Origin of the sequence: Streptomyces sp. NPDC006476 (genome assembly GCF_040612015.1) — a bacterium.
Lineage (GTDB): Bacteria > Actinomycetota > Actinomycetes > Streptomycetales > Streptomycetaceae > Streptomyces > Streptomyces griseorubiginosus_B.
In genome coordinates this window covers 275777-297695 of sequence record NZ_JBEXPK010000001.1, presented here as the reverse complement: position 1 = coordinate 297695, position 21919 = coordinate 275777, and the positions used below count along the sequence as shown (strand labels likewise).

19 protein-coding genes and 1 pseudogene are annotated in these 21919 nt (G+C 72.9%); 16 read left to right on the top strand and 4 right to left on the bottom strand.

All coding sequences use genetic code 11. The features are described 5' to 3' along the window. Positions 1-21 precede the first annotated feature (21 nt). Both ABZZ74_RS01350 and ABZZ74_RS01345 read left to right on the top strand, forming a co-directional pair. On the top strand, positions 22-2514 hold the full coding sequence (locus tag ABZZ74_RS01350; RefSeq protein WP_356760879.1) for a SpoIIE family protein phosphatase: 2493 nt from the start codon (positions 22-24) through the stop codon (positions 2512-2514). A 163-nt stretch (positions 2515-2677) separates the two neighbouring features. After that, on the top strand, positions 2678-3403 hold the full coding sequence (locus ABZZ74_RS01345; protein WP_356760877.1) for a class I SAM-dependent methyltransferase: 726 nt from the start codon (positions 2678-2680) through the stop codon (positions 3401-3403). Between the two features lie 43 nt (positions 3404-3446). On the opposite strand, the gene ABZZ74_RS01340 is transcribed toward ABZZ74_RS01345, so the two are convergent. Then, positions 3447-3569 (bottom strand): hypothetical protein, encoded by a 123-nt coding sequence (locus ABZZ74_RS01340; RefSeq protein ID WP_356761107.1) that lies wholly within the window; start codon positions 3567-3569, stop codon positions 3447-3449. Positions 3570-3644: 75 nt separating this feature from the next. Here ABZZ74_RS01340 and ABZZ74_RS01335 point away from each other — a divergent pair. The 8 genes and pseudogenes from ABZZ74_RS01335 to ABZZ74_RS01300 all read left to right on the top strand — a co-directional run. Next, a pseudogene (locus ABZZ74_RS01335) lies at positions 3645-4134 on the top strand (dienelactone hydrolase family protein); the annotation flags it as partial. A 34-nt stretch (positions 4135-4168) separates the two neighbouring features. After that, positions 4169-5002: a M55 family metallopeptidase gene (locus tag ABZZ74_RS01330; protein WP_356760875.1), complete on the top strand. Its 834-nt coding sequence runs from the start codon at positions 4169-4171 to the stop codon at positions 5000-5002. Next, positions 4995-6299, top strand: coding sequence for a M20/M25/M40 family metallo-hydrolase (locus tag ABZZ74_RS01325; protein WP_356760873.1), 1305 nt, complete (start codon positions 4995-4997; stop codon positions 6297-6299). The genes ABZZ74_RS01330 and ABZZ74_RS01325 overlap by 8 nt, the downstream gene beginning before the upstream one ends. 18 nt (positions 6300-6317) lie before the next feature. Next, positions 6318-8270, top strand: coding sequence for a prolyl oligopeptidase family serine peptidase (locus ABZZ74_RS01320; protein ID WP_356760871.1), 1953 nt, complete (start codon positions 6318-6320; stop codon positions 8268-8270). Then, positions 8267-9202 carry an LD-carboxypeptidase gene (locus ABZZ74_RS01315; RefSeq protein ID WP_356760869.1) on the top strand — a complete coding sequence of 312 codons (936 nt, stop codon included), beginning with the start codon at positions 8267-8269 and terminating at the stop codon, positions 9200-9202. Before ABZZ74_RS01320 ends, ABZZ74_RS01315 begins: the two co-directional genes overlap by 4 nt. A gap of 25 nt (positions 9203-9227) precedes the next feature. Further along, positions 9228-9782 carry a GNAT family protein gene (locus ABZZ74_RS01310; RefSeq protein WP_356760868.1) on the top strand — a complete coding sequence of 185 codons (555 nt, stop codon included), beginning with the start codon at positions 9228-9230 and terminating at the stop codon, positions 9780-9782. 39 nt (positions 9783-9821) lie between these two features. Beyond that, a complete protein-coding gene (locus ABZZ74_RS01305; protein ID WP_356760866.1) occupies positions 9822-10721 on the top strand; it encodes an arginase family protein in 900 nt (299 codons plus the stop codon). A gap of 40 nt (positions 10722-10761) precedes the next feature. Next, positions 10762-12726: a DUF5107 domain-containing protein gene (locus ABZZ74_RS01300; protein ID WP_356760865.1), complete on the top strand. Its 1965-nt coding sequence runs from the start codon at positions 10762-10764 to the stop codon at positions 12724-12726. Between the two features lie 21 nt (positions 12727-12747). Here the strand turns inward: ABZZ74_RS01300 and ABZZ74_RS01295 are convergent, their stop codons facing one another. After that, a complete protein-coding gene (locus ABZZ74_RS01295; RefSeq protein WP_356760863.1) occupies positions 12748-13095 on the bottom strand; it encodes a VOC family protein in 348 nt (115 codons plus the stop codon). A 122-nt stretch (positions 13096-13217) separates the two neighbouring features. Between ABZZ74_RS01295 and ABZZ74_RS01290 the strand changes: the two genes are divergently transcribed. Both ABZZ74_RS01290 and ABZZ74_RS01285 read left to right on the top strand, forming a co-directional pair. Continuing rightward, on the top strand, positions 13218-13757 hold the full coding sequence (locus ABZZ74_RS01290; protein ID WP_356760861.1) for a phage holin family protein: 540 nt from the start codon (positions 13218-13220) through the stop codon (positions 13755-13757). Positions 13758-13781: 24 nt separating this feature from the next. Then, positions 13782-14807: an SDR family oxidoreductase gene (locus tag ABZZ74_RS01285; RefSeq protein ID WP_356761095.1), complete on the top strand. Its 1026-nt coding sequence runs from the start codon at positions 13782-13784 to the stop codon at positions 14805-14807. Positions 14808-14835: 28 nt separating this feature from the next. On the opposite strand, the gene ABZZ74_RS01280 is transcribed toward ABZZ74_RS01285, so the two are convergent. Both ABZZ74_RS01280 and ABZZ74_RS01275 read right to left on the bottom strand, forming a co-directional pair. Continuing rightward, entirely contained in the window at positions 14836-15927 is a 1092-nt protein-coding gene (locus ABZZ74_RS01280; RefSeq protein WP_356760860.1) for an enolase C-terminal domain-like protein, read from the bottom strand. A gap of 18 nt (positions 15928-15945) precedes the next feature. After that, positions 15946-16905, bottom strand: coding sequence for an LLM class F420-dependent oxidoreductase (locus ABZZ74_RS01275; RefSeq protein ID WP_356760858.1), 960 nt, complete (start codon positions 16903-16905; stop codon positions 15946-15948). A gap of 147 nt (positions 16906-17052) precedes the next feature. Here ABZZ74_RS01275 and ABZZ74_RS01270 point away from each other — a divergent pair, with 147 nt between their 5' ends. Genes ABZZ74_RS01270 through ABZZ74_RS01255 form a run of 4 tightly spaced genes read left to right on the top strand, consistent with a single transcriptional unit; the run spans position 17053 to position 21896 of the window. Continuing rightward, the gene (locus tag ABZZ74_RS01270; RefSeq protein WP_356760856.1) at positions 17053-18723 is read left to right on the top strand and encodes an FAD-dependent oxidoreductase; all 1671 of its coding nucleotides are present in this window, start codon (positions 17053-17055) and stop codon (positions 18721-18723) included. After that, a complete protein-coding gene (locus tag ABZZ74_RS01265) occupies positions 18720-20567 on the top strand; it encodes a transketolase (protein ID WP_356760854.1) in 1848 nt (615 codons plus the stop codon). The genes ABZZ74_RS01270 and ABZZ74_RS01265 overlap by 4 nt, the downstream gene beginning before the upstream one ends. Continuing rightward, on the top strand, positions 20564-21493 hold the full coding sequence (gene ligD, locus ABZZ74_RS01260) for a non-homologous end-joining DNA ligase (protein ID WP_356760852.1): 930 nt from the start codon (positions 20564-20566) through the stop codon (positions 21491-21493). Before ABZZ74_RS01265 ends, ligD begins: the two co-directional genes overlap by 4 nt. A gap of 46 nt (positions 21494-21539) precedes the next feature. Further along, entirely contained in the window at positions 21540-21896 is a 357-nt protein-coding gene (locus tag ABZZ74_RS01255) for a gas vesicle protein (protein ID WP_356760851.1), read from the top strand. The last annotated feature ends 23 nt before the right edge of the window (positions 21897-21919 follow it).

The following is a 21919-nucleotide window of genomic DNA, read 5'->3' as shown; positions in this document are numbered from 1 at the left end:
TGGGGAGAGAGGGCCTGGGCCATGGAACAGGGCAGCGACCGTGGCACCGAGAGGGACACGCCTCCCAGCCACGGAGCGGGGAACGGCGCGGTGGCGGAGCACGCCCCGGCCGGCCGCATCCCGCTGGCCGTGGTCGTGGTGGACCGCTCCGGACTGGTCTCCCACTGGAGCACGGGCGCACGGCGGCTGTTCGGCGTCCCCAAGGAGGAGGCGATCGGCCGCCCGGCGGTCGATCTGCTGCCCGTGTCCGGAGTGCTGCCCGAGGAGGACGAGGTCCTGTCCTACGGGGCGTACTCGGCCTATGACGGCCTCGGTCCCGGCCTGGAGTCCTCCCTCGACGGCGGGCTCTCCTACCCGGCGGCGGGCCGCGCGCGGCTGACCGTCCCCGAGCGTTCCCGCGTCGACGTGCTGTGGTGGGCGTATCCCCTGGTGGGGCCGGGGGAGGAGCGGCTGCTGGTGCTGGCCGCCGACACCGCGGGACTGCGCCCGGACGAGTCGGACGGGATCGACGGGGCCGACGACGACATGGCCTTCGAGCGGATCGCCCCCGCCTTCGCCCTGCACACCGACTTCCCCGGCGCCGAGGAACTGGCCCGCAGACTGCCCGAGATCCTGCCCAGCATGAGCGTCGACGAAAGCGCCCGCATCGTCGCGCAGGTGCTCGAACTGGGCTACCCCGTCCTGGAGTTCAGCCAGAACGACCGGGTTCCCGTCACCCCCGACTGGGGCGTGCCCCGGCGCGCCGAGCGCAGGGCCCGCCGCGAGCGGGCCGCACAGGCCGCCGCCGAGGGCCTGCCGGTACCGCGGGAACTCACCGACGAGGGCGAGGACCTGGAGTACGCGGCCGTCCGCGAGCACCTGGAGTTCCTCAACGAGGTCAGCGGACGCATCGGCACCTCCCTCGACCTGTCGCAGACCATCATCGAGGTCAGCAAGGCCGTCGTCCCCCGCTTCACGGACGTCGCCGGCACCTATCTGCGCGAACAGGTCGTCGCGGGCGAGGGGTTCCCCGAGGGCGTGCCCGACACCACCACCATGTGGCACCGGGTGGCCGTCGAGCACACCGACGAACCCGGCCGCTGGGACGACGTCATCCCCGTCGGCGAGGCCATGCCCTTCCCGGCGCACACGCCGTTCTTCCAGTGCATGACCACCGGCGAGCCCGTCCTGGTGCCCCGCATCAGCCAGGAGATGGGCCACGCCATCGCCTCCCAGTTCGAGAAGCGCGACATCCGGCCGCTGATCAACAACCGCTCCATGCTGGTCGTGCCGCTGAAGGCGCGCAACGTCGTCCTCGGCTTCATGATCCTGCTGCGCCACCCGGAGCGCGCCGAGTTCAACGACATGGACCGGGTCACCGGCGCCGAACTCGCCGCCCGCGCGGGCCTCGTGCTCGACAACGCGCGCATGTACACCTACCAGGAGAGCGTCGCCGAGACCCTCCAGGACAGCATGCTGCCGCACATCCCGCCGCACATGGCGGGCTGCGACATCGCCACCCGCTATCTGCCCGGCACGCTCCTCGGGCGCGTCGGCGGCGACTGGTTCGACTCGGTCAAGCTGCCCGGCGCCCGCACCGCCCTGGTCGTCGGCGACGTCATGGGACACGGGCTCAACTCGGCCGCCATGATGGGCCAGTTGCGCACGGCCGTACAGACCATGGCCGCCCTCGACCTGCCGCCCGCCCAACTGCTGCGCAACCTCGACGACCTCGCCCAGCGCCTCGGCGATTCCTACCTCGCGACCTGTCTCTACGCCGTCTACGACCCGATCGCGAGCGAGCTGCACATCGCCAACGCGGGCCACATCCCGCCCGTGCTGGTCCGCGCCGAGGACGGCCGCAGTGAGCTGCTCGACCTGCCGACCGGCGCGCCCATCGGCGTCGGCGGGGTGCCCTTCGAGGCGGTACGCGTGCGCGTGGAGCCCGGCGACCGGATCGTGATGTGCACCGACGGACTGGTCGAGGTGCGCGGCGAGGACATCGGTGTCGGCCTGGCGACGCTCAGCGAGTCCGCCGCCCACCCGGCCGCCTCCATGGACGACGCCTGCGACGCGATCATCCGCGCCCTCAACACCCGCGGCGGCCGCAAGGACGACGTCGCCCTGCTGATGGCACGGCTCAACGGCATCGACGAGGACGACGTGGCCGAGTGGCGCTTCGCCCTCGACCCGGCCGAGGTGGCACGCGCGCGTGCCGTGGTCCGGGAGCGACTGCACGAGTGGGGGCTGCCGAAACTCGCCGACAACGCCGAGCTGATGGTCAGTGAGCTGGTCACCAACGCCGTACGGCACTCGCACAGCAGGCCCGTCGAGCTGCGGCTGGTGCGGGGCGACACCCTGCTGTGCGAGGTGGACGACGACGACCACGAGCTGCCGACCCTGCTGAGCGCGGGCGCCACCGAAACGCTCGGGCGCGGACTGCGGGTGGTCACCACCCTGGCCCGGGAGTGGGGCACCAGCCGGACGAAGGACGGCAAGACCGTCTGGTTCGAACTCGGCCTGCCGCGGCGCTGAGCCCCGAGCGCGCCCGAGGGGCGCGCGGGGCGCGCGGGGGCGTACGTATATCGAATGCGGCGTGAAGGTATGCGCCGCGCGCTTGTAGCGCCGATCCGGGCGCGATAGACCGTACTGGCCCGTCACTTGAGGCGGTTCGGCGTCGTACCCTGGGGAGTTCGGCATGAGCGTGACGAGTCGGTACCGGGAGGCCTGGGAGGGCTTCTGGAGAGAGGCCCCCGACGAACAGGGGGCCGTGTTCTGGGACGCGGATCCGGCCGTGACGGCCGGTGTCCATGTGGCCCTGTTCGAACCGCATCTGGCCGATCCCGGCCTTGCGCTGCTGGACCTCGGCTGTGGCAACGGCACCCAGACCCGGTTCCTCGCCGGGCGCTTTCCGCGGGTGGTGGGCGCCGACCTGTCCGAGGCCGCCGTCGAGCACGCCCGGCACGCCGACCCCGCCGGACAGGCGACGTACCGGGTGCTCGACGTCGTCGAGAAGAGCGAGACGCAGGCACTGCACGCCGAACTCGGCGACGCCAACGTCTACATGCGGGGCGTCCTCCACCAGGCCGACCCGGAGGACCGGCAGCCGATGGTGGACGGCATCGCCACGCTCCTCGGCGAGCGGGGCCGGCTCTTCCTGGTCGAACTCTCCGAGGCGGCCAAGCCCGTCCTGCTGGGCCTCGCACAGGGCCCGTCCGGGCCGCCGCCCAAGCTCGCGCCCATATTCCGGCACGGCATCGCCCCCGGCGAGGTCGCCGACGACACCGTGCCCGAGTACCTGCGCGCGGCCGGCCTCACGGTCCTGGCGGCCGGTCAACTCCCGCTGACCACCACGGAGTCGGCCCCGGACGGCACCCGCATCGAACTGCCGTCGAAGTGGCTGGTGGCGGGCCGCACGAGCTGACGGTACGGGAGACAGGGGCGGGCAGGAACTCCGGCGCCGGCCCCTACGCCGCTGTGGCCCGCCGGCCCAGCGCCGCGAACGCCTCGTCCAGCAGGGCCACCAGGTTCAGGCCGCCGTCCGAGGCCGGCCAGTGGTCCAGGGCGACGTTCAGACAGTCCAGGGCCACCGACTGGCTGAGAGTCGCGATAGCGCGCGATCACCGTGTCCAGCGCCCGCCGCAGGGCCGTCCACTCGTCCGGCGAACGTCTTCTACCGCAGCGGCCCCGTACCGGTGGTGGACCTGCCGGACTTCATCGACCCGGCCGAGCGCCCGGAGATCATCCGGCAACTCGGTCCGCCTCCCGGACCCTCACCCCCGAGGGCGCCATGCGGGACGCAGCCGTCTACCTCGACCGCCTGGCCGCCTCCCCGCTGACGGCGGGCGGGAAGGCGGGCATCACCGGTTACTGCATGAGGGCCGGGCTCGCCCTGCGCACCGCGGGCACCCACCCGGACCGGATCGCGCTCTGCTTCGGCCACGCCGACCAGGACGCGACCAACCCCGCCGAACAGATCGACCGCCTCTCCAAGGCCCTCACCGCCGCCGGCGTCCGCCACCGCGCCGAGGTCTACCCGGGCGCCCGCCACGGCTTCACCCAGGCCGACACGCGATGTACGGCGCCGAGGCCACCCAGCGGCACTGGGCCGCGCTGCTGGAGCTGTTCGGCCGCGCCCTGCGACCGGGTTCGTAGCCTCGTCTGCTCCCTGCGCGTAACGTGGGCCCCCATGAAGATCCTGATCAGCGCCGACATGGAGGGTGCCACGGGAGTGACGTGGCCCGACGACGTGCTGCCGGGGGCGTCACAGTGGGAGCGGTGCCGTTCGCTGTTCACCTCGGACGTCAACGCCGCGGTGCTGGGCTTCTTCGACGGCGGCGCGGACGAGGTGCTCATCAACGAGGCGCACTGGACCATGCGCAACCTGCTGCTCGAAAAGCTCGACGAGCGGGCCGAGATGCTCACCGGGCGGCACAAGTCGCTGTCCATGGTGGAGGGTGTGCAGCACGGGGACGTGGACGGGATCGCCTTCGTGGGCTATCACGCCGGAGCGGGGATGGAGGGGGTGCTCGCGCACACCTATCTCGCCAACTCGGTCACCGGCGTCTGGCTGAACGACGTCCGGGCCAGCGAGGGGCTGCTGAACGCGCACGTCGTCGCCGAGTACGGCGTCCCGGTCGTCCTCGTCACCGGTGACGACGTGGCCTGCGAGGACGCCCTCGGGTACGCGCCCGAGGCGTTGAAGGTCGCCGTCAAGGACCATGTCTCGCGGTACGCGGCCGTGTGCCGTACCCCGGCCAGGACGGCCGCGGACATCCGGGCCGCCGCCAAGGAGGCCGCACGGCTGGCGGTCCGTCAGGAACCGGTGCAGGCGGGGCCGTTCACGATCGCGGTCGAGTTCGACGCCGAGCATCTCGCGATGGCCGCCACCGTCGTGCCGGGAGTGAACCGGGTCGGGGAACGGAAGGTGGCGTACACCAACGACACCATGTACGAGGGCATCCGTACCTTCAAGGCGGTCACCACGATCGTCTCGGCCGCCGTGGAGGAGCAGTATGGCTGACGAACGGGCACTGGACGAGGTCGTGCGGTTCACCTCCGACCTCATCCGCATCGACACCAGCAACAAGGGCGGCGGGGACTGCCGGGAGCGGCCCGCCGCCGAGTACGCGGCCGAGCAGCTGGCGGGGGCCGGACTGGAGCCGGTGCTGCTGGAGCGGACCAAGGGGCGGACCAACGTCGTCGCCCGCGTCGAGGGGTCCGATCCGTCCGCCGACGCGCTGCTCGTGCACGGTCATCTGGACGTCGTACCCGCCCGGGCCGAGGACTGGAGCGTGCATCCCTTCTCGGGGGAGGTCCGCGACGGGGTCGTGTGGGGGCGCGGCGCCGTCGACATGAAGAACATGGACGCGATGATCCTGGCCGTCGTGCGGGACTGGGCGCGAGGCGGCGTGCGGCCCCGGCGGGACATCGTGGTCGCGTTCACCGCCGACGAGGAGGACAGCGCCCGGGACGGCTCCGCCTTCCTCGCCGACAAGCACGCGGGCCTCTTCGAGGGATGCACCGAAGGCGTCGGCGAGTCGGGGGCGTTCACCTTCCACGACGGCGACGGGCGGCAGATCTACCCGATCGCGGCCGGTGAACGGGGCACCGCCTGGCTGAAGCTCACCGCGCGCGGACGGGCCGGACACGGCTCCAAGGTGAACCGGGAGAACGCGGTCACCCGGCTGTCCGCGGCGATCACCCGTATCGGCGCGTACGAGTGGCCGGCGCGGCTGACCCCGACCGTGCGCGCGGCCCTCGACGAACTGGCCGCGCTCCACGGCATCGAGGACGGCCACGAGGACGTCGACCGGCTGCTGGAGAAGCTCGGGCCCGCCGCCAGGCTGGTTGAGTCGACCGTCCGCAACAGCGCCAACCCGACCATGCTGGACGCCGGTTACAAGGTCAACGTCATCCCGGGCGAGGCCGTCGCCTACGTCGACGGACGGTATCTCTTCGGTGCCGAGGACGAGTTCCGCGCCACCCTCGACCGGCTCACCGGTCCGGACGTCGACTGGGAGTTCCACCACCGGTCGGTCGCCCTCCAGGCGCCCCTGGACACGCCCACGTTTGCGAGAATGCGGGCGGCCGTCGAGGAGTTCGCGCCCGAGGGGCACGTCGTGCCGTACTGCATGTCCGGCGGCACCGACGCCAAGGAGTTCTCGCGCCTCGGCATCACCGGCTACGGCTTCACCCCGCTGAAGCTCCCCGAGGGCTACGACTACCAGGCGATGTTCCACGGCGTCGACGAGCGCGTCCCCGTCGAGGCACTGCACTTCGGAGTCCGGGTACTCGACCGGTTCCTGCGGACGGCGTGATCGGACTTGGGGGAGAACGTGCACACCCTGCCCTACGGCTCCTGGCCCTCACCCATCGACGCGGCCCTCGCCGCCGCGCACGACGGGCACCCCGAGCACGTCGGCTTCGTCGGCGACGAGGCGTGGTGGACCGAGCCGAGACCCGGCGAGGGCGGCCGGCGCACCCTCGTGCGGCGGCGCGTCGGCGGCCGGGAGGAGTCCGTCCTGCCCGCGCCGTGGAACGTCCGCAGCCGCGTCATCGAGTACGGCGGCCACCCCTGGGCCGGCGCGATGGTGGACGGCCGGCCCGTCGTGGTGTTCGTGAACTTCGCCGACCAGCGGCTGTACCGCTGCGAACCCGGCGGCGAACCGAGCCCGTTGACCCCCGTCTCCCTCGTCGGCGGCGGACTGCGCTGGGCGGAGCCGCAGTTGCTGCCGGGGCGCGGTGAAGTGTGGGCCGTGCTGGAGGAGTTCACCGGCGACGGATCCACCGACGTACGCCGCGTCCTGGCCGCCGTGCCGCTCGACGGGTCGGCCGCGCAGGACCGGGGCGCCGTGCGCGAACTCACCGACGAGCGGCACCGGTTCGTCACCGGGCCGCGCCTCTCGCCCGACGGCCGCAGCGCCGCCTGGCTCGCCTGGGACCACCCGCGCATGCCCTGGGACGGCACCGAGCTGATCGTCGCCGGGGTCGGCGAGGACGGCACCCTGCACGGACCGCGGACGGTCGCCGGCGGGCCCGAGGAGTCGATCGCGCAGGTCGACTGGGCGGCCGACGGCTCCCTGCTGTACGCGAGCGACCGCACCGGCTGGTGGAACCTGTACCGCGACGACGTACCCCTGTGCCCGCGCGAGGAGGAGTTCGGCGGGCCGCTGTGGAAGCTCGGCAACCGGTGGTTCGCGCCGCTGGAGACCGGGCTGATCGCCGTCGTGCACGGCCGGGGCGCCGGCGCGCTCGGGATCCTGGATCCGGAGACCGGCGAGGTGGTCGACGCGGCGGGCCCCTGGACGGAGTTCGCACCCACGCTCGCGGTGCACGGCGAGCGGGTCGTCGGCGTCGGTGCCAGTCCGCGCAGCGGGCACGAGGTGGTCGAGCTGGACGCGGTCACCGGCCGGGCGCGGGTCGTCGGCGCCGAACACCAGGACGCCGTGGACCCCGCCCACTACCCGGAACCGCAGATCCGCACCTTCACCGGACCCGACGGACGCGACATCCACGCCCATATCTATCCGCCGCACAACCCGGGGTGCGTCCCGCCCGCCGACGAGCTGCCGCCCTACGTCGTGTGGGCGCACGGCGGTCCCACCAGCCGGGCGCCGCTCGTGCTCGACCTGGAGATCGCCTACTTCACCTCCCGGGGCATCGGTGTGGCCGAGGTCGACTACGGCGGCTCGACCGGGCACGGCCGGGAGTACCGGGACCGGCTGCGCGAGCAGTGGGGCGTGGTCGACGTCGAGGACTGCGCGGCCGTCGCCCTCGCGCTCGCCGACGAGGGCACCGCCGACCGCGACCGGCTCGCCGTCCGCGGCGGGAGCGCCGGTGGCTGGACCGCCGCCTCCTCGCTCGCCCAGACCGACGTCTACGCCTGCGGCACGATCCTCTACCCGGTCCTCGACCTCGCCTCCTGGGGCGACGGGGAGACCCACGACTTCGAGTCGCAGTACCTGGAGTCCCTGGTCGGGCCGCGGGCGGAGGTGCCCGGGCGGTACACGGAGCGGTCGCCGCTGGAGCACGCCGACCGGATCGCCGTGCCGTTCCTGCTGCTGCAGGGCCTGGACGACGTGATCTGCCCGCCGGCGCAGTGCGAACGGTTCCTGGAGCGGATGCGGGGGCGGCGGGTGCCGCACGCCTACATCGCCTTCGCGGGGGAGGGGCACGGATTCCGCCGGGCCGAGACCATGATCCGGGTCCTGGAGTCCGAACTCTCCCTCTACGCCCAGGTCTTCGGGCTCGACCCGAGCGGCGTCCCGACCCTGGAGCTGTCGGAGTGAGCGAAACCCTACGAGAGCTCCGGCGCCCGCCCCGGCTCGCCCCCGGCGCCCGCGTCGCCGTCGTGGCGCCCGCCGGGCCCGTGCCGGAGGAGCGGGTGCAGGCCGGGCTCGACGTGCTGCGCGGCTGGGACCTCGACCCGGTCGTGGCACCCCATGTCCTCTACCGGCACGGGCAGTTGGGGTATCTCGCGGGAACGGACGCGGACCGGGCCGCCGATCTGCAGAACGCCTGGTGCGACCCGTCGGTGGACGCGGTGCTGTGCGCGCGGGGCGGGTACGGGGCGCAGCGCACGGCCGACCTGCTGGACTGGGAGGCGATGCGGGCCGCCGGGCCGAAGGTGTTCGTGGGCTTCAGCGACATCACGGCGCTGCACCAGGCGTTCGCCACCAGACTCGGCCTGGTCACCCTGCACGGGCCGGCCGCCGCGGGCGTCGACTTCGTGAAGAACACGCGGGCGCAGGAGCACCTCAGGGCAACGCTTCTCGCCCCGGAGACGGTCACCACGATCGCCTCCCGTGGCACAGCCCTGGTCCCGGGCCGGGCACGGGGCGTGATCCTCGGCGGCTGTCTGAGCCTGCTCACCTCCGACCTCGGGACGCCCCACGCCCGTGCGGGCGCCCGGGGCGGGCTGCTGATGATCGAGGACGTGGGGGAGGCGCCGTACCGGATCGACCGGATGCTCACCCAGCTGCTGCGCGGCGGCTGGCTCGACGGCGTCCGGGGCGTCGCGCTCGGGTCCTGGACGCGGTGCGGTCCCTACGACGAGGTGCGCGCGGTGCTCGTCGACCGGCTCGGCGGTCTCGGCGTCCCGGTGGCGGAGGAGTTCGGGTTCGGCCACTGCGAAGGGGCGCTGACCCTTCCCTTCGGCGTGACCGCCGAGCTCGACGCCGACGCGGGCACGCTGACCCTGGCCGAACCGGCCCTGGGCTGAGCCGTCCACGCCGTAGGCTGGCGGAATGCCACACGCTTCCCGCTACCTCGCCGAAGGCCCCCGCGTGGGGATACGTCACTTCACCTACGAGGACGGCGCCGAGTTCACGGCCCGCGCGCGCGAGAGCAAGGACCTGCACCACCCCTGGCTGTTCCCGCCGGACGGCCCGGACGCGTACGCCGCCTACGCGGGCCGGCTGATCGAGGACCCGACCAAGGCCGGGTTCCTGGTCTGCGAGAAGGACGGCGAGCACGGCGACGGCGCGATCGCCGGGTTCATCAACATCAACAACATCGTCCAGGGCGGCTTCCAGTGCGGGGCGCTCGGCTACGGCGCCTTCGCGCACGCCGTCGGACGGGGCCTGATGCGGGAGGGGCTGAACCTCGTCGTCGGGTACGCCTTCGGCCCGATGCGGCTGCACCGGCTGGAGATCAACGCCCAGCCGCAGAACGCCGGGTCGATCGCACTGGCCCGCAGCTGCGGCTTCCGGCTGGAGGGCTTCTCCCCGAAGATGATCTACATCGACGGCGCCTGGCGGGACCACGAGCGCTGGGCGGTCACCGCCGAGATGCGGGCTTGACGTTGATCTGCCGACTCCACGTCGGCGAGGATGACGCGCATGCGGAATGTCGTCGTGCTGGACGCCCCCTCCAACCTGGGGCTGCGGCCGCCGGCGCCCGGGACCGTGCCCGGGTGCTACAAGCTCGCCGGGGCGCTGCGGGAGCAGCGGATCGTGCAGCGGCTGGGCGCGCTGGAGGGCGGGGTGGTCGTGCCACCGCGGTACGACCGGGGGGAGTGGCGGGAGGGGGACGGCGTCTTCAACGCGGCCGCCATCGCCTCGTACACCGTCCGACTGGCCGACCGCATCGAGCGGCACGTCCGTGCCGGGGACTTCCCCGTAGTCCTCGGGGGTGACTGCTCCATCCAGCTCGGCGCCTCCCTCGCGCTGCGCCGGATCGGACGGTACGGCCTGGTGGCCGTGGACGCCTCCCCGGACTTCCGGCATCCTGGCAACTCCGACCGGATCGGCGCGGCGGGCGGCGAGGAGGTCGCCCTCGCCACCGGGCGCGGACAGGACGACCTGACCGACCTGGAGGGACGGAAGCCCTATCTGCGGGACGAGGACGTGCGGTTCTTCGGGATCCGGGACTGCTTCGAGACGGACCGGGCCGAACTGGCCGCGCTGAAGATCCCGGTGGTCACCGTCGGGGACATCCGGGAGTGGGGCGCCGACGCCCTCGCCCGGGCCACCGCTGAGGCCTTCGCGGTTCCGCAACTGGACGGCTTCTGGGTGCACTTGGACGCCGACGTCCTCGACCCGTCCGTGATGCCCGCCGTCGACAGCCCCGACCCGGACGGCCTCCTGCCCGGCGAACTCGTCGCCCTGCTGCGGCCGTTGCTCGCCTCCCCGCACTGCGTCGGCCTCAACATCACCATCTACGACCCCGACCTGGATCCGGAGGCGACGGCGGGCGCGCTGCTCACCGATGTCGTCGTGTCCGCCTTTGCGGAATCCTGACCGGTACCTCCCCTGGCCAGCTCCCCGGTGAGCGGCTTCCATGGTGATCGTGACGACGATCCGACGTGAGGTACTGACCCTGCCCGCAGCGGAACTGGGCCCGGACAACCCGCTGCCCCCACTGCGGCAGCTCCACGAGGTTCATCGCATCGACGACCGGGACCGGGACGAGCTGCCCCGAGGTGGGGGTGCCCCCGCTCGAGCGAAGCCGAGAGTGGGGGAGGCGCGACAGGCCGGGTACGGGTCGCTGCGCGGCATCCTGCCCGTCCGGGTCCGAGACGGGTACGGCCGATCGCGCGAACCCCGCGAGATCGACGCCCTCGTGATCGAGAACGACCGTCTGCGCGCCACTGTCCTGCCCGGCCTCGGCGGCCGGCTCGCCTCCCTGATCCACAAGCCCACCGAGCGTGAACTCCTCTACCGCAACCCGGTGTTCCAGCCCGCGAACTTCGCCCTCAACGGCGCCTGGTTCTCCGGCGGCGTCGAATGGAACATCGGCGCCACCGGCCACACCACCCTCGCCTGCTCCCCCCTGCACGCGGCCCGTGTCCCGGCCCCGGACGGCACGGAGATGCTCCGCCTGTGGGAGTGGGAACGCCTGCGCGACCTGCCCTTCCAGGTCGACCTCTGGCTCCCGGACGGCTCCGACTTCCTGTACGTCGGCGTCCGCGTCCGCAACCCGCACGAGCGGCCCGTGCCCACGTACTGGTGGTCCAACATCGCGGTGCCGGAGGAGCGCCGGATCCTGGTCCCGGCGGAGGAGGCCTGGCGGTTCGGGTACGAGCGGCGCCTGCGCAGGGTGCCCGCGCCCTCGAACGCCGAGATCCGGCAACACCCCCACGCGGCCGACTACTTCTACGACCTGCCCGACACACGACGCCGCTGGATCGCCGCCCTCGACAAGGACGGGCACGGGCTCGTGCAGACCTCCACCGACGGGCTGCGCGGACGCAAGCTGTTCCTCTGGGGACAGGGCCCCGGCGGACGTCGCTGGCAGCAGTGGCTCACCGAACCCGGCACGGGCGGCTACCTCGAGATCCAGGCCGGACTCGCCCGGACCCAGCTGGAGCACGTACGGCTGGATCCGGAGAGCGAGGTGTCGTGGCTGGAGGCGTACGGCCCGCTGAGCTCCCCGGAGGCGGCCGACGCGGCGGAGGCGCGACTGGAGGCCGCTCTGCCGCGCGCCGACGTCGACGCCGCTTACGCCGCTTGGAAGCCGTACGCCGACGCCGAGCCCGGCGAGGTCCTCGCCACCGGCTCCGGCTGGGGCGCGCTCGAAGTGCTGCGCGCCGACTGGAAGGTGCCCGGCACACCCTTCGACGAGGACACCCTGGGCGAGGCCCAGGCGCCCTGGCTGCACCTGCTGCGCGCCGGGTCCTTCCCCGAGCCGCGCCGGGTGCGGCCGCCCGGCGAGACGCTGGTCGCCCCGCATTGGCGGGACATGCTGGAGACCGCGCCCGCGACCCCGCTCACCGAGTACCACCTGGGCGTCGCGCAGTGGCACGCCGGGGACCGGGCGCAGGCCGTGCGCAGCTGGGAGCGGGCCCTCGAACTCGCCCCGTCGCTCTGGCCGTTGCTGCGCTGCCTCGCCGTCGCCGACCAGGAGGACGGGTACCACGAGCGGGCCGCCGACCGGTACGCCGAGGCCTTCGACGACCTGTGCCACGAACGGCGCGACAACGGCGAGTCGTGGACGGCGGCCACCGCGGCGCTGGGCCGCGAGGCCATCGACGCGCTGCTCGCCGTACGCCGTACCGCCCAGGCGCGCTCGGTGTGGGAACGGCTGCACCCGGCGACGCGGGCGCGTGGCCGGTTCCGGCTGACCGAGGCACAGTTGCTGCTCGCGGAGGGGCGCCCCGAGGAGGCGCTGGACCTCTTCCGGGCCGGCTTCGAGGTCGCCGACCTGCGCGAGGGCGCGGAGTCGATCGGCCGTCTGTGGGCGCGGCTGACCGACGAGCCGCTGCCCGCGCACTACGACTTCCGGATGCGGCCGGCGGAGAGCTGAGACCCGGGACCCGGGCCGGGGCTACGCGTTGCGGTCCACGTACTCGTACACCGTGCCGTCCGGGTGCATCGCGATCAGGTTGCGGCCCCCCGGGGTCGTCACCGGACCCGCGACGATGTAGGCGCCGAGCTCCGTCAGCACCCGGTGGGCCTCCTCGACGTCCTTGACGGCGATCGTCGCGGCGACCTTGCGCAGCGCCTCCAGCTCGGACTCGGGCCCGCTCATCAGCAGGAAGCAGCCGACCGCGGCCGCCTGCACGCCACCGCGTTCGAAACGGAGGGCTCTGCTGCCCGCGAGCCGCTCGTAGAACGGCACCGCCCTCTCCAGGTCGTCGACGCAGATCCGCAGCGTGGCTCCCAGAATGTCCATGCGCAAGAGCCTAGTTGGGGCGGCGGGAGGAGGTGATCCGTTCCCCTGATCACCGGCGTGGTCCCCGGCGGCTTCCCGCGCGCGAGGCGTTATGCGTACGTCCGTACGGGTACTCGGTGGCCATGGAAGGCTTGGATCATCTGGAGCATCTGGACAAGCACCTGGTCGACGAGCTGGCGCAGGTGGCACGCGAGACGGTGCGTGACGAACTGCGCGAACAGACTCGCAAGCAGCGCCGTACGGCCATGCTGTACGCCGCGTCCGGAGCCGTCGCCCTGTACGCGGGCGCGGCCGTCGCCCTCGCGGTGGGCCTGGCCCTGGCCATCGGTCTGCCCGACTGGGCCGCCGCGCTGATCACCGCGGCCATCCTCGGCATCGTCGCCTACGTCCTGCGCGGCATGGCCCACCCCTCCGGGTCCCGGCCGACGCCGGAGCGCGAGGCCGAACTGACGGCCGCCGCCCAGGGCGACCGGGCGTTCGGCGCGCCGGTCACCCCGCCGACCGGGGGCGGAGCGCCCGTTCCGCCGATGCCGCCCGTCGCACCGGGCGGCGCTGCCGGAGCGGCTGGCGCCCCTGTCGTGGGCGAACCGGGTACCGGAACGGGCTCCCCGGCGCCGCGCCAGGACGACATCGACCCCGAGCTGCCGCACCACCGGGCGTGATGCGTGGTGCGTAAGCGCTGGGGGATGCCGGTGCCGGGCGGCCGCAGGGCCGTCGTCGTGACCGGGGCCAGCGGCGGTGTGGGCCGGGCCACGGCGGTGGCCTTCGGCGCGCGGGGCGACCGGGTCGCCCTGCTGGCCCGGGGACGCGAGGGCCTGGCTGCGGCCGCCGACGAGGTGCGGCGCGCCGGGGGCGAGGCCCTCGTCCTGCCCGTGGACGTGTCCGACGCGAAGGCCGTCGACGACGCGGCCCAGCAGGTCGCCGACACGTTCGGACAGATCGACGTCTGGGTCAACAACGCGTTCACCGGGGTGTTCGCGCCGGTGACCGAGATCACGGCGGACGAGTTCCGCCGGGTGACCGAAGTGACGTACCTCGGTTACGTCTTCGGAACACGGGCCGCGCTGCGGCACATGCTGCCGCGGGACCGGGGCACCATCGTGCAGGTCGGTTCCGCGCTCGCCTACCGCGGGATCCCGCTGCAGTCGGCGTACTGCGGGGCGAAGCACGCCATCCAGGGGTTCAACGAGTCGCTGCGGTGCGAACTGCTGCACAGCGGCACCGGCGTGCGTACCACGATGGTGCAGATGCCCGGGCTCAACACCCCCCAGTTCGACTGGGTGGTGAACCGGATGCCGGGCAAGGCCCGGCCCGTCGCCCCCGTCTACCAGCCGGAGGTGGCGGCGCGGGCGATCCTGCACGCGGCCTCGCACGGACGGCGGCGCGAGTACTGGGTCGGCGGATCCACGGTGGCCACCCTGCTCGCCAACGCGGTGGCGCCCGGGATCCTGGACCGCTATCTGGCGCGGACCGCGTTCGACTCCCAGCAGGAGGAGGGCGGGCACGGCGGGCCTAGCAATCTGTGGGCGCCGGTGGACGGAGCGCACGGGCGGGACTTCGGGGCGCACGGGCGCTTCGACGACGAGGCGGTCGACGACAGTCCGCAGGACTGGGTGTCCCGCAACCGGTCCCGGATGGGCGCCGGACTGGTGGCCGCGGGCCTGGGCGCGGCGGTGACCACCGGACTGCGCCGCCGCGGCCGCCAGGCCTGAACCTGCACACGGATCACCCGGATCACCGTCAGCGCACCCGGTAGTCCTCCACCTCCTCGGTGCGCAGCGTCAGACCATGGCCCACCCCGCACAGCGGCCGCACCGTTCCGCCCGTCGGGTCCAGGGCGCCGTCGAAGAACATGTCCTCGATGCGGACGTGGTCGTGGAACCACTCCATGTGCCGGATGTTGGGCAGCGCGGCGGCCGCCGCCGCGTGGGCGTGCGGGGCGCAGTGGGTGGAGACCTCCAGCCCGTGGGACTGGGCCAGGGCGGCGGCGCGCAGGAACTCGGTGATGCCGCCGCAGCGCGTGGCGTCGATCTGCAGGCAGTCGACGGCGCCGGCCGCGATCATCCGGGCGAAGTACTGCAGGTCGTAGCCGTACTCGCCCGCCGTCACGTCGACGACGAGCGCGTCCCGGACCAGCCGCAGACCCGTCAGGTCGTCCGAGGAGACCGGTTCCTCGAACCAGCCCACCCCGTGCTCGGCGAGCGCGTGGCCGACCCGTACCGCCTGTTTGCGGGTGTAGGCGCCGTTGGCGTCGACGTACAACTCGGCCTCGTCGCCGATGATGTGGCGGGCGGCCTGGACACGGGCCAGGTCGCGCGGGACCGCCCGTCCCCAGCTCTCCCCGATCTTGATCTTGACGCGGGGGATCTGCTGCCCGTGCACCCAGCCGCCGAGCTGCGCCGCGAGATGCGTGTCGTGGTACGTGGTGAACCCGCCGCTGCCGTAGACCGGGACCCGCTCCTGGCAGACGCCGAGGACGCGGGCGAGGGGGAGTTCCAGCAGGCGGGCCTTGAGGTCCCACAGGGCGATGTCGAGTGCCGAGATGGCGCCTCCCGCGATGCCCTGCCGGCCCGCGTTGCGCACCGAACGGCACATCGCGTCGTGCACGGCGGGGATGTCGAACGGGTCCCGCCCCTCGACCAGCGGGGCGAGGTCGTCACGCAGGAAGTCACCGACCGCCGGCGGGCCGTACGTCCAGCCCGTGCCGGTCGCGTCGCCCGCGCTCACCTCGGCGATCACCATGGTCGTGGAGTCCCAGGCCAGGGTGCCGTCGGCCTCGGGCGCGTCGGTCGGCACCGTGTAGACGGAGACGACGGGCCGGTGGAGTTTCATCGCCGCTTCCCCCGGGGGTCAGGACTGCTGGAGCTGCGGCAGCACCTTCGTACGGTAGAAGTCGAAGAAGCCGCGCAGATCGGGGCCGATCTGGTTGACGTACACGCGGTCGAAGCCGGCGTCGGCGAACTGCCGCAGTTCGGCGACGTGCTCGTCGACGTCGTCGCCGCACACCCGGTTCTCGCGCACCATGTCCTCGGTGATCAGCTGCTGCGCCTGCTCGAAGTGCTTGGGGGAGGGCAGGACCTGGCTCAGCTCGCCGGGCAGCTGCTCGTTGGCCCACAGCCGGTGCACGGTCCGTACCGCCTCGTCCCTGTCGAGGTCGTAACAGACCTTGGTGCCGCCGCTGACCAGCTTCCCGCCGCCCCCGCCCTTGCGGTACTGCTCCACCATGGAGGCGTCCGGCATCATCGTGATGTAGCCGTCGCCGACCCGGGACGCCAGCTGGGTGGCGGCCGGTCCGAAGCCGGAGATGTCGATCGGCACGGGCTCGTCGGGGACGGTGTAGAGGCGGGCGTTCTCCACCGTGTAGTGCGGGCCGTGGTGGTTGACCTCCTCGCCGGTGAACAGCCGGCGCATCACCTGGATCGCCTCCTCCAACATCTCCAGACGCACGTGGGCGGGCGGCCAGTGGTCGCCGAGGATGTGCTCGTTGAGCGCCTCGCCCGAGCCGAGGCCCAGCCGGAAGGCGCCGTCGGTCATCACCGCGCTGGTCGCCGCGGCCTGTGCCACCACCGCCGGGTGCATCCGCACGGTCGGGCAGGTCACGGCCGTCTCGATCGGCAGCGACACGGCCTCGGACAGCGCGCCGATCACCGACCAGACGAACGGGCTCTGGCCCTGCTCGTCGTTCCACGGGTGGTAGTGGTCCGAGATCCACAGCGCCTGGAACCCGGCCTGTTCGGCCATCCGCGCCTGCTCGATCAGCTCGGCGGGACCGTACTGCTCGCACGAGAGGAAGTAGCCGTACTCGGGCATGGGGGTGTTGCCTCCGCGACGTCGGCGGTTGCTGTCCCGGGCCGGGTACCCGGCGGCCGGAGGGGAAACCGGCGCACGTTTGGCGACCCTGACCAGGGGGACGCGGAAGTTTCCGTACGACGCACGCGACAGCGCCGGAGGCGAACCGTGGCTCGACCCCGCATCGTGATCGTCGGCGCCGGCTTCGCCGGCTACCAGACGGCCCGCACCCTGTCCCGGCAGATGCGGCACAACGCCGACGTCACCCTGCTGAACCCGACCGACTACTTCCTGTATCTGCCCCTGCTGCCCCAGGTCGCCGCCGGGATCCTGGAGCCACGCCGGGTGACGGTCTCCCTCTCCGGCACCCTGCCGCACGTCCGGCTGGTGCTCGGCGAGGCCGACGGGATCGACCTCGACGGACGGACCGTGCACTACACGGGACCCGAGGGGGAGGGCGGGACCCTGAGCTACGACCGGCTGGTGCTCGCCGCCGGCAGCGTCAACAAGCTGCTGCCGATCCCGGGCGTGGCCGAGCACGCGCACGGCTTCCGCGGGCTGCCCGAGGCGCTGTATCTGCGCGACCACGTCACCCGGCAGGTGGAGCTCGCCGCGTCCGAGGACGACCCGAAGACCTGCGCCGCGCGCTGCACCTTCGTGGTCGTCGGCGCGGGCTACACCGGCACCGAGGTCGCCGCGCAGGGAAAGCTGTTCACCGACGCGCAGGTCCGCAAACACCCCTTGCGCAAGGGGATACGGCCGCGCTGGCTGCTCCTCGACATCGCGAAGCGGGTGCTGCCGGAACTCGACGAGCGTCTCTCGCGCACCGCCGATTCGGTGCTGCGCGAGCGGGGCGTGGACGTGCGGATGGGCACCTCGGTGAAGGAGGCAACGCACGACGGAGTCCTGCTGACCGACGGGGAGTTCGTGCCGACCCGCTCGCTGGTGTGGTGCGTGGGGGTACGGCCCGATCCGCTCGCCGACTCGCTGGGGCTGCCCATGGAACGCGGCCGGCTCCTCGTCGACCCGCACCTGCAGGTGCCGGGCCGGCCCGAGCTGTTCGCGGCCGGGGACGCGGCGGCCGTGCCCGACCTGGAGAACCCTGGCCAGTACACGCCGATGACCGCGCAGCACGCCTGGCGGCAGGGCAAGGTGGCAGGGCGCAACGTGGCCGCGTCCCTCGGCTTCGGCGAGCGGCACGCCTACCGCCACCGCGACCTGGGGTTCGTCGTGGACCTGGGCGGGGTGAAGGCCGCCGCCAATCCGCTCGGTGTCCACCTGTCCGGGCCGCTCGCCGGTGCGGTCACCCGGGGATACCACCTCGCCGCGATGCCCGGCAACCGCGTCCGGGTCGCCGCCGACTGGATCCTGGACGCCGTACTGCCGCGCCAGGCCGTCCAGTTGGGCCTCGTACGCTCCTGGTCGGTCCCGCTGGACACCGCCTCCCCGGAACTGGCCCGGGTGGCCGGCCGCCCGGACCGACAGCACGACACCACGACCCGCTCCGGCCCGGGCGCGGCCACGGCCGAGGACACGGGCACCGCGCCGATCCTCGAACCCGGCGAGGGACAGCCGGACGCCCCGGAGCCGGCGAAGAACCAACCGGGCGGTGAGCCCGCCACGGGGCAGCCATCCACCCCCGAGCCGGCCAGGAATCAGCCGGGCGGTGAGCCGGCTGCGAGTCAGCCGGGCGGTGAGCCCGCGAAGAACCAACCGGGCGGTGAGCCCGCCAAGAACCAGGCCGGTTCCGATGCTGAACCTGGCCAGGGGCAGCCCGGTGGCCCCGAACCCGAACACCCCGTCAAGCGTTCCGACGCCTCCGCGGAAGGAGACTCATGAACACCGCCGAACTCGTAGAGCTGGGCCAGCAGTTGCGCGTGGACAGCGTGCGCGCCTCGGCCGCCGCGGGGTCCGGGCATCCGACGTCCTCGATGTCAGCCGCGGACCTGATGGCCGTGCTGATCGCCAACCACTTCCGGTACGACTTCGACCGCCCCGCCCACCCCGCCAACGACCGCTTCGTACTGTCCAAGGGCCACGCCTCACCCCTGCTGTACTCCGTCTACAAGGCGGTGGGCGCCGTCGACGACGAGGAACTGCTCACCTTCCGCAAGCTCGGCAGCCGCCTAGAGGGCCACCCGACCCCGCGCCAACTGCCGTGGGTCGAGACCGCCACCGGCTCGCTCGGCCAGGGCCTGCCCGTCGGTGTCGGCATCGCGCTGGCCGGCAAGCGCCTCGACCGCACCGGCTACCGCGTCTGGGTGCTGTGCGGGGACAGCGAGCTGGCCGAGGGGTCGGTGTGGGAGGCCGCCGAGCAGGCGGCGTACGAGAACCTCGACAACCTCACCGCGATCGTCGACGTGAACCGGCTGGGACAGCGCGGCCCCACCCGGCACGGACACGACCTCGACGCCTACGCCCGCCGCTTCCAGGCGTTCGGCTGGCACACCGTCGAGGTGGACGGCCATGACGTCGACGCCGTCGACCGGGCCTACGGCGAGGCTGTCTCGACGTCCGGTCAGCCCACGGCGATCCTCGCCCGCACCCTCAAGGGCAAGGGCGTGGAGTCCGTCCAGGACCGCGAGGGCCTGCACGGCAAGCCGCTGCCGGAGGCCGAGGAGGCGATCGCGGAACTCGGCGGACCGCGCGACATCCGCGTCCGGGTGAACGAACCGCCCGCCGCCCGCATGCTGCACTCCGTGCCCGCCGGGAGCCTGGAGCTGCCCCGCTGGGACATGGGGGACGAGGTCGCCACCCGCAACGCCTTCGGGCAGGCACTGGCCGCCCTCGGCGCCGGACGCGGCGACGTCGTCGCCCTCGACGGCGAGGTCGGCGACTCCACGCGGGCCGAGTTCTTCGCCAAGGAGTACCCCGACCGCTACTTCGAGTGCTACATCGCCGAGCAGCAGATGGTCGCCGCGGCCGTGGGCCTGGCATCGCGCGGCTGGGTGCCGTACGCCTCCACGTTCGCGGCCTTCCTCACGCGCGCCTACGACTTCGTGCGGATGGCGTCGATCAGCGGCGCCGGCATCAACCTCGTCGGCTCGCACGCGGGCACCGCGATCGGGCAGGACGGGCCCTCCCAGATGGGCCTGGAGGACCTGGCGATGATGCGGTCGGTGTACGGCTCGACCGTGCTGTACCCCTGCGACGCCAACCAGACCGCGCAGCTGGTCGCCGCCATGGCCGGCCTCGACGGCGTCCGCTATCTGCGCACCTCGCGCGGCGAGAGCCCGGTGATCTACGGCCCCGACGAGGAGTTCCCGATCGGTGGCAGCAAGGTGCTGCGCTCCTCGGACCAGGACCGGCTGACGATCGTCGCGGCGGGCGTCACCGTGCAGGAGGCGCTGACCGCCGCCGACGCGCTGGAGCGGGACGGCATCCGGGCCCGGGTCGTCGACCTGTACTCGGTCAAGCCGGTCGACCGGCGCACTCTGCGGCAGGCCGCCGAGGACACCGGCTGTCTCGTGACCGTCGAGGACCACCACGAGGAGGGCGGCATCGGCGATGCCGTCCTGGACGCCTTCCTCGACGGGCGGCCCGTGCCGCGCCTGGTGCGCCTCGCGGTGCGTGACATGCCGGGCTCCGCCTCGCCCGAGGAGCAGCTGCACGCCGCCGGCATCGACGCCGAGGCGATCGCGGCCGCCGGGAAACTGCTGGTGGAGGAGGCGGTCGTACGGTGAGCGACGACGGCGTACGGACCGTACGGGCCGGGCGCCGCACGGTGGAGGTGCACCGGGCGGACAAGGTGCTCTTCCCGGGGGACGGCGGGGCGAAGGAGTACACCAAGGGCGACCTCGTCGACTACTACCGCTCCGCCGCCCCTTTCCTGCTGCCGCACCTGCGGGGCCGTCCGCTGATGCTGGAACGGCATCCCGACGGTGTCGACGGTCCGCGGTTCATGCAGAAGAACACCCCGGAGAACTACCCGGAGTGGATCACCCGCGTCGAGCTGGCCAAGGAGGGCGGCACCGTCTGCCACACGGTGTGCGACGACTCCGCCACCCTCGTCTACCTCGCCGACCAGGCCTCGATCACCCTGCACCGCTGGCTGTCCCGGGTGGGCAGCGTGGACCGGCCCGACCGGATGGTCTTCGACCTGGACCCGGCCGGCGACGACTTCACCGCGGTGCGGGAGGCCGCCTCGCTGCTCGGCGAGCTCCTCGACGAGCTGAAACTCCCCTCGGCGCTGATGACGACCGGCTCGCGCGGGCTGCATGTGGTGGTGCCCCTCGACGGGCGGCACGACTTCGACGAGGTCCGCGCGTTCGCCCGCGACACCGCCGACACTCTCGCCGAGGCCCACCCCGACCGGCTCACCACCGCCGCCCGCAAGAAGGACCGCGGCGACCGGCTCTACCTGGACGTGGGCCGCAACGCCTACGCGCAGACCGCCGTCGCGCCGCTCACCGTCCGCGCCCGGCCCGGCGCGCCCGTGGCGACCCCCATCGACTGGAGCCAGCTGGACGACCCGGACCTGACCGCCCGCCGCTGGACCATCGCCGACGCCCTCGAACAGGTCCGCCGCGATCCCTGGGCCGGGATCAACCGCAGGGCGCGGGCGCTGGGACCGGCCCGGCGCAGGTTGGACGCGTTGCGCGGCGCCTGAAGGTTTGGCCACTGATATTGCGGCCACCCGCAAACAAGAGGTGGCCATGTCTGACACAAAAGACTCACAAGAATCCCAGAGTTCACACAAGTCACAAAATTCGGACAAAGGGAATGGCGGGGCGAGCAAGCGGCCGGGCCCCATGCAGGTGCTGCGCGACGCGCGTACGCAGCTCGCGGAGCTGACCGGTATGGACGCCGAGAGCGTCTCGTCGTTCGAACAGACCGAGGACGGCTGGTCACTCGAGGTGGAGGTCCTCGAACTGGCCCGGGTGCCGGACACGATGAGCCTGATGGCGAGCTATCAGGTCGAACTCGACCCCGACGGCCAGCTGACCGGTTACCGGCGCGTCCGCCGCTATGAACGCGGGCGGGCCGACGCACACAGGTCGCGGGGCCGCTAGGCCGCCGACCTGCTCACACACTC

Excerpts from the sequence above, each read along its gene's own strand:
- ABZZ74_RS01350 (WP_356760879.1), top strand. The coding sequence starts at position 22 with ATGGAACAGGGCAGCGACCGTGGCACCGAGAGGGACACGCCTCCCAGC.
- ABZZ74_RS01345 (WP_356760877.1), top strand. The coding sequence starts at position 2,678 with ATGAGCGTGACGAGTCGGTACCGGGAGGCCTGGGAGGGCTTCTGGAGA.
- ABZZ74_RS01330 (WP_356760875.1), top strand. The coding sequence starts at position 4,169 with ATGAAGATCCTGATCAGCGCCGACATGGAGGGTGCCACGGGAGTGACG.
- ABZZ74_RS01325 (WP_356760873.1), top strand. The coding sequence starts at position 4,995 with ATGGCTGACGAACGGGCACTGGACGAGGTCGTGCGGTTCACCTCCGAC.
- ABZZ74_RS01310 (WP_356760868.1), top strand. The coding sequence starts at position 9,228 with ATGCCACACGCTTCCCGCTACCTCGCCGAAGGCCCCCGCGTGGGGATA.
- ABZZ74_RS01305 (WP_356760866.1), top strand. The coding sequence starts at position 9,822 with ATGCGGAATGTCGTCGTGCTGGACGCCCCCTCCAACCTGGGGCTGCGG.
- ABZZ74_RS01300 (WP_356760865.1), top strand. The coding sequence starts at position 10,762 with ATGGTGATCGTGACGACGATCCGACGTGAGGTACTGACCCTGCCCGCA.
- ABZZ74_RS01295 (WP_356760863.1), bottom strand. The coding sequence starts at position 13,095 with ATGGACATTCTGGGAGCCACGCTGCGGATCTGCGTCGACGACCTGGAG.
- ABZZ74_RS01290 (WP_356760861.1), top strand. The coding sequence starts at position 13,218 with ATGGAAGGCTTGGATCATCTGGAGCATCTGGACAAGCACCTGGTCGAC.
- ABZZ74_RS01285 (WP_356761095.1), top strand. The coding sequence starts at position 13,782 with ATGCCGGTGCCGGGCGGCCGCAGGGCCGTCGTCGTGACCGGGGCCAGC.
- ABZZ74_RS01280 (WP_356760860.1), bottom strand. The coding sequence starts at position 15,927 with ATGAAACTCCACCGGCCCGTCGTCTCCGTCTACACGGTGCCGACCGAC.
- ABZZ74_RS01275 (WP_356760858.1), bottom strand. The coding sequence starts at position 16,905 with ATGCCCGAGTACGGCTACTTCCTCTCGTGCGAGCAGTACGGTCCCGCC.
- ABZZ74_RS01265 (WP_356760854.1), top strand. The coding sequence starts at position 18,720 with ATGAACACCGCCGAACTCGTAGAGCTGGGCCAGCAGTTGCGCGTGGAC.
- ABZZ74_RS01255 (WP_356760851.1), top strand. The coding sequence starts at position 21,540 with ATGTCTGACACAAAAGACTCACAAGAATCCCAGAGTTCACACAAGTCA.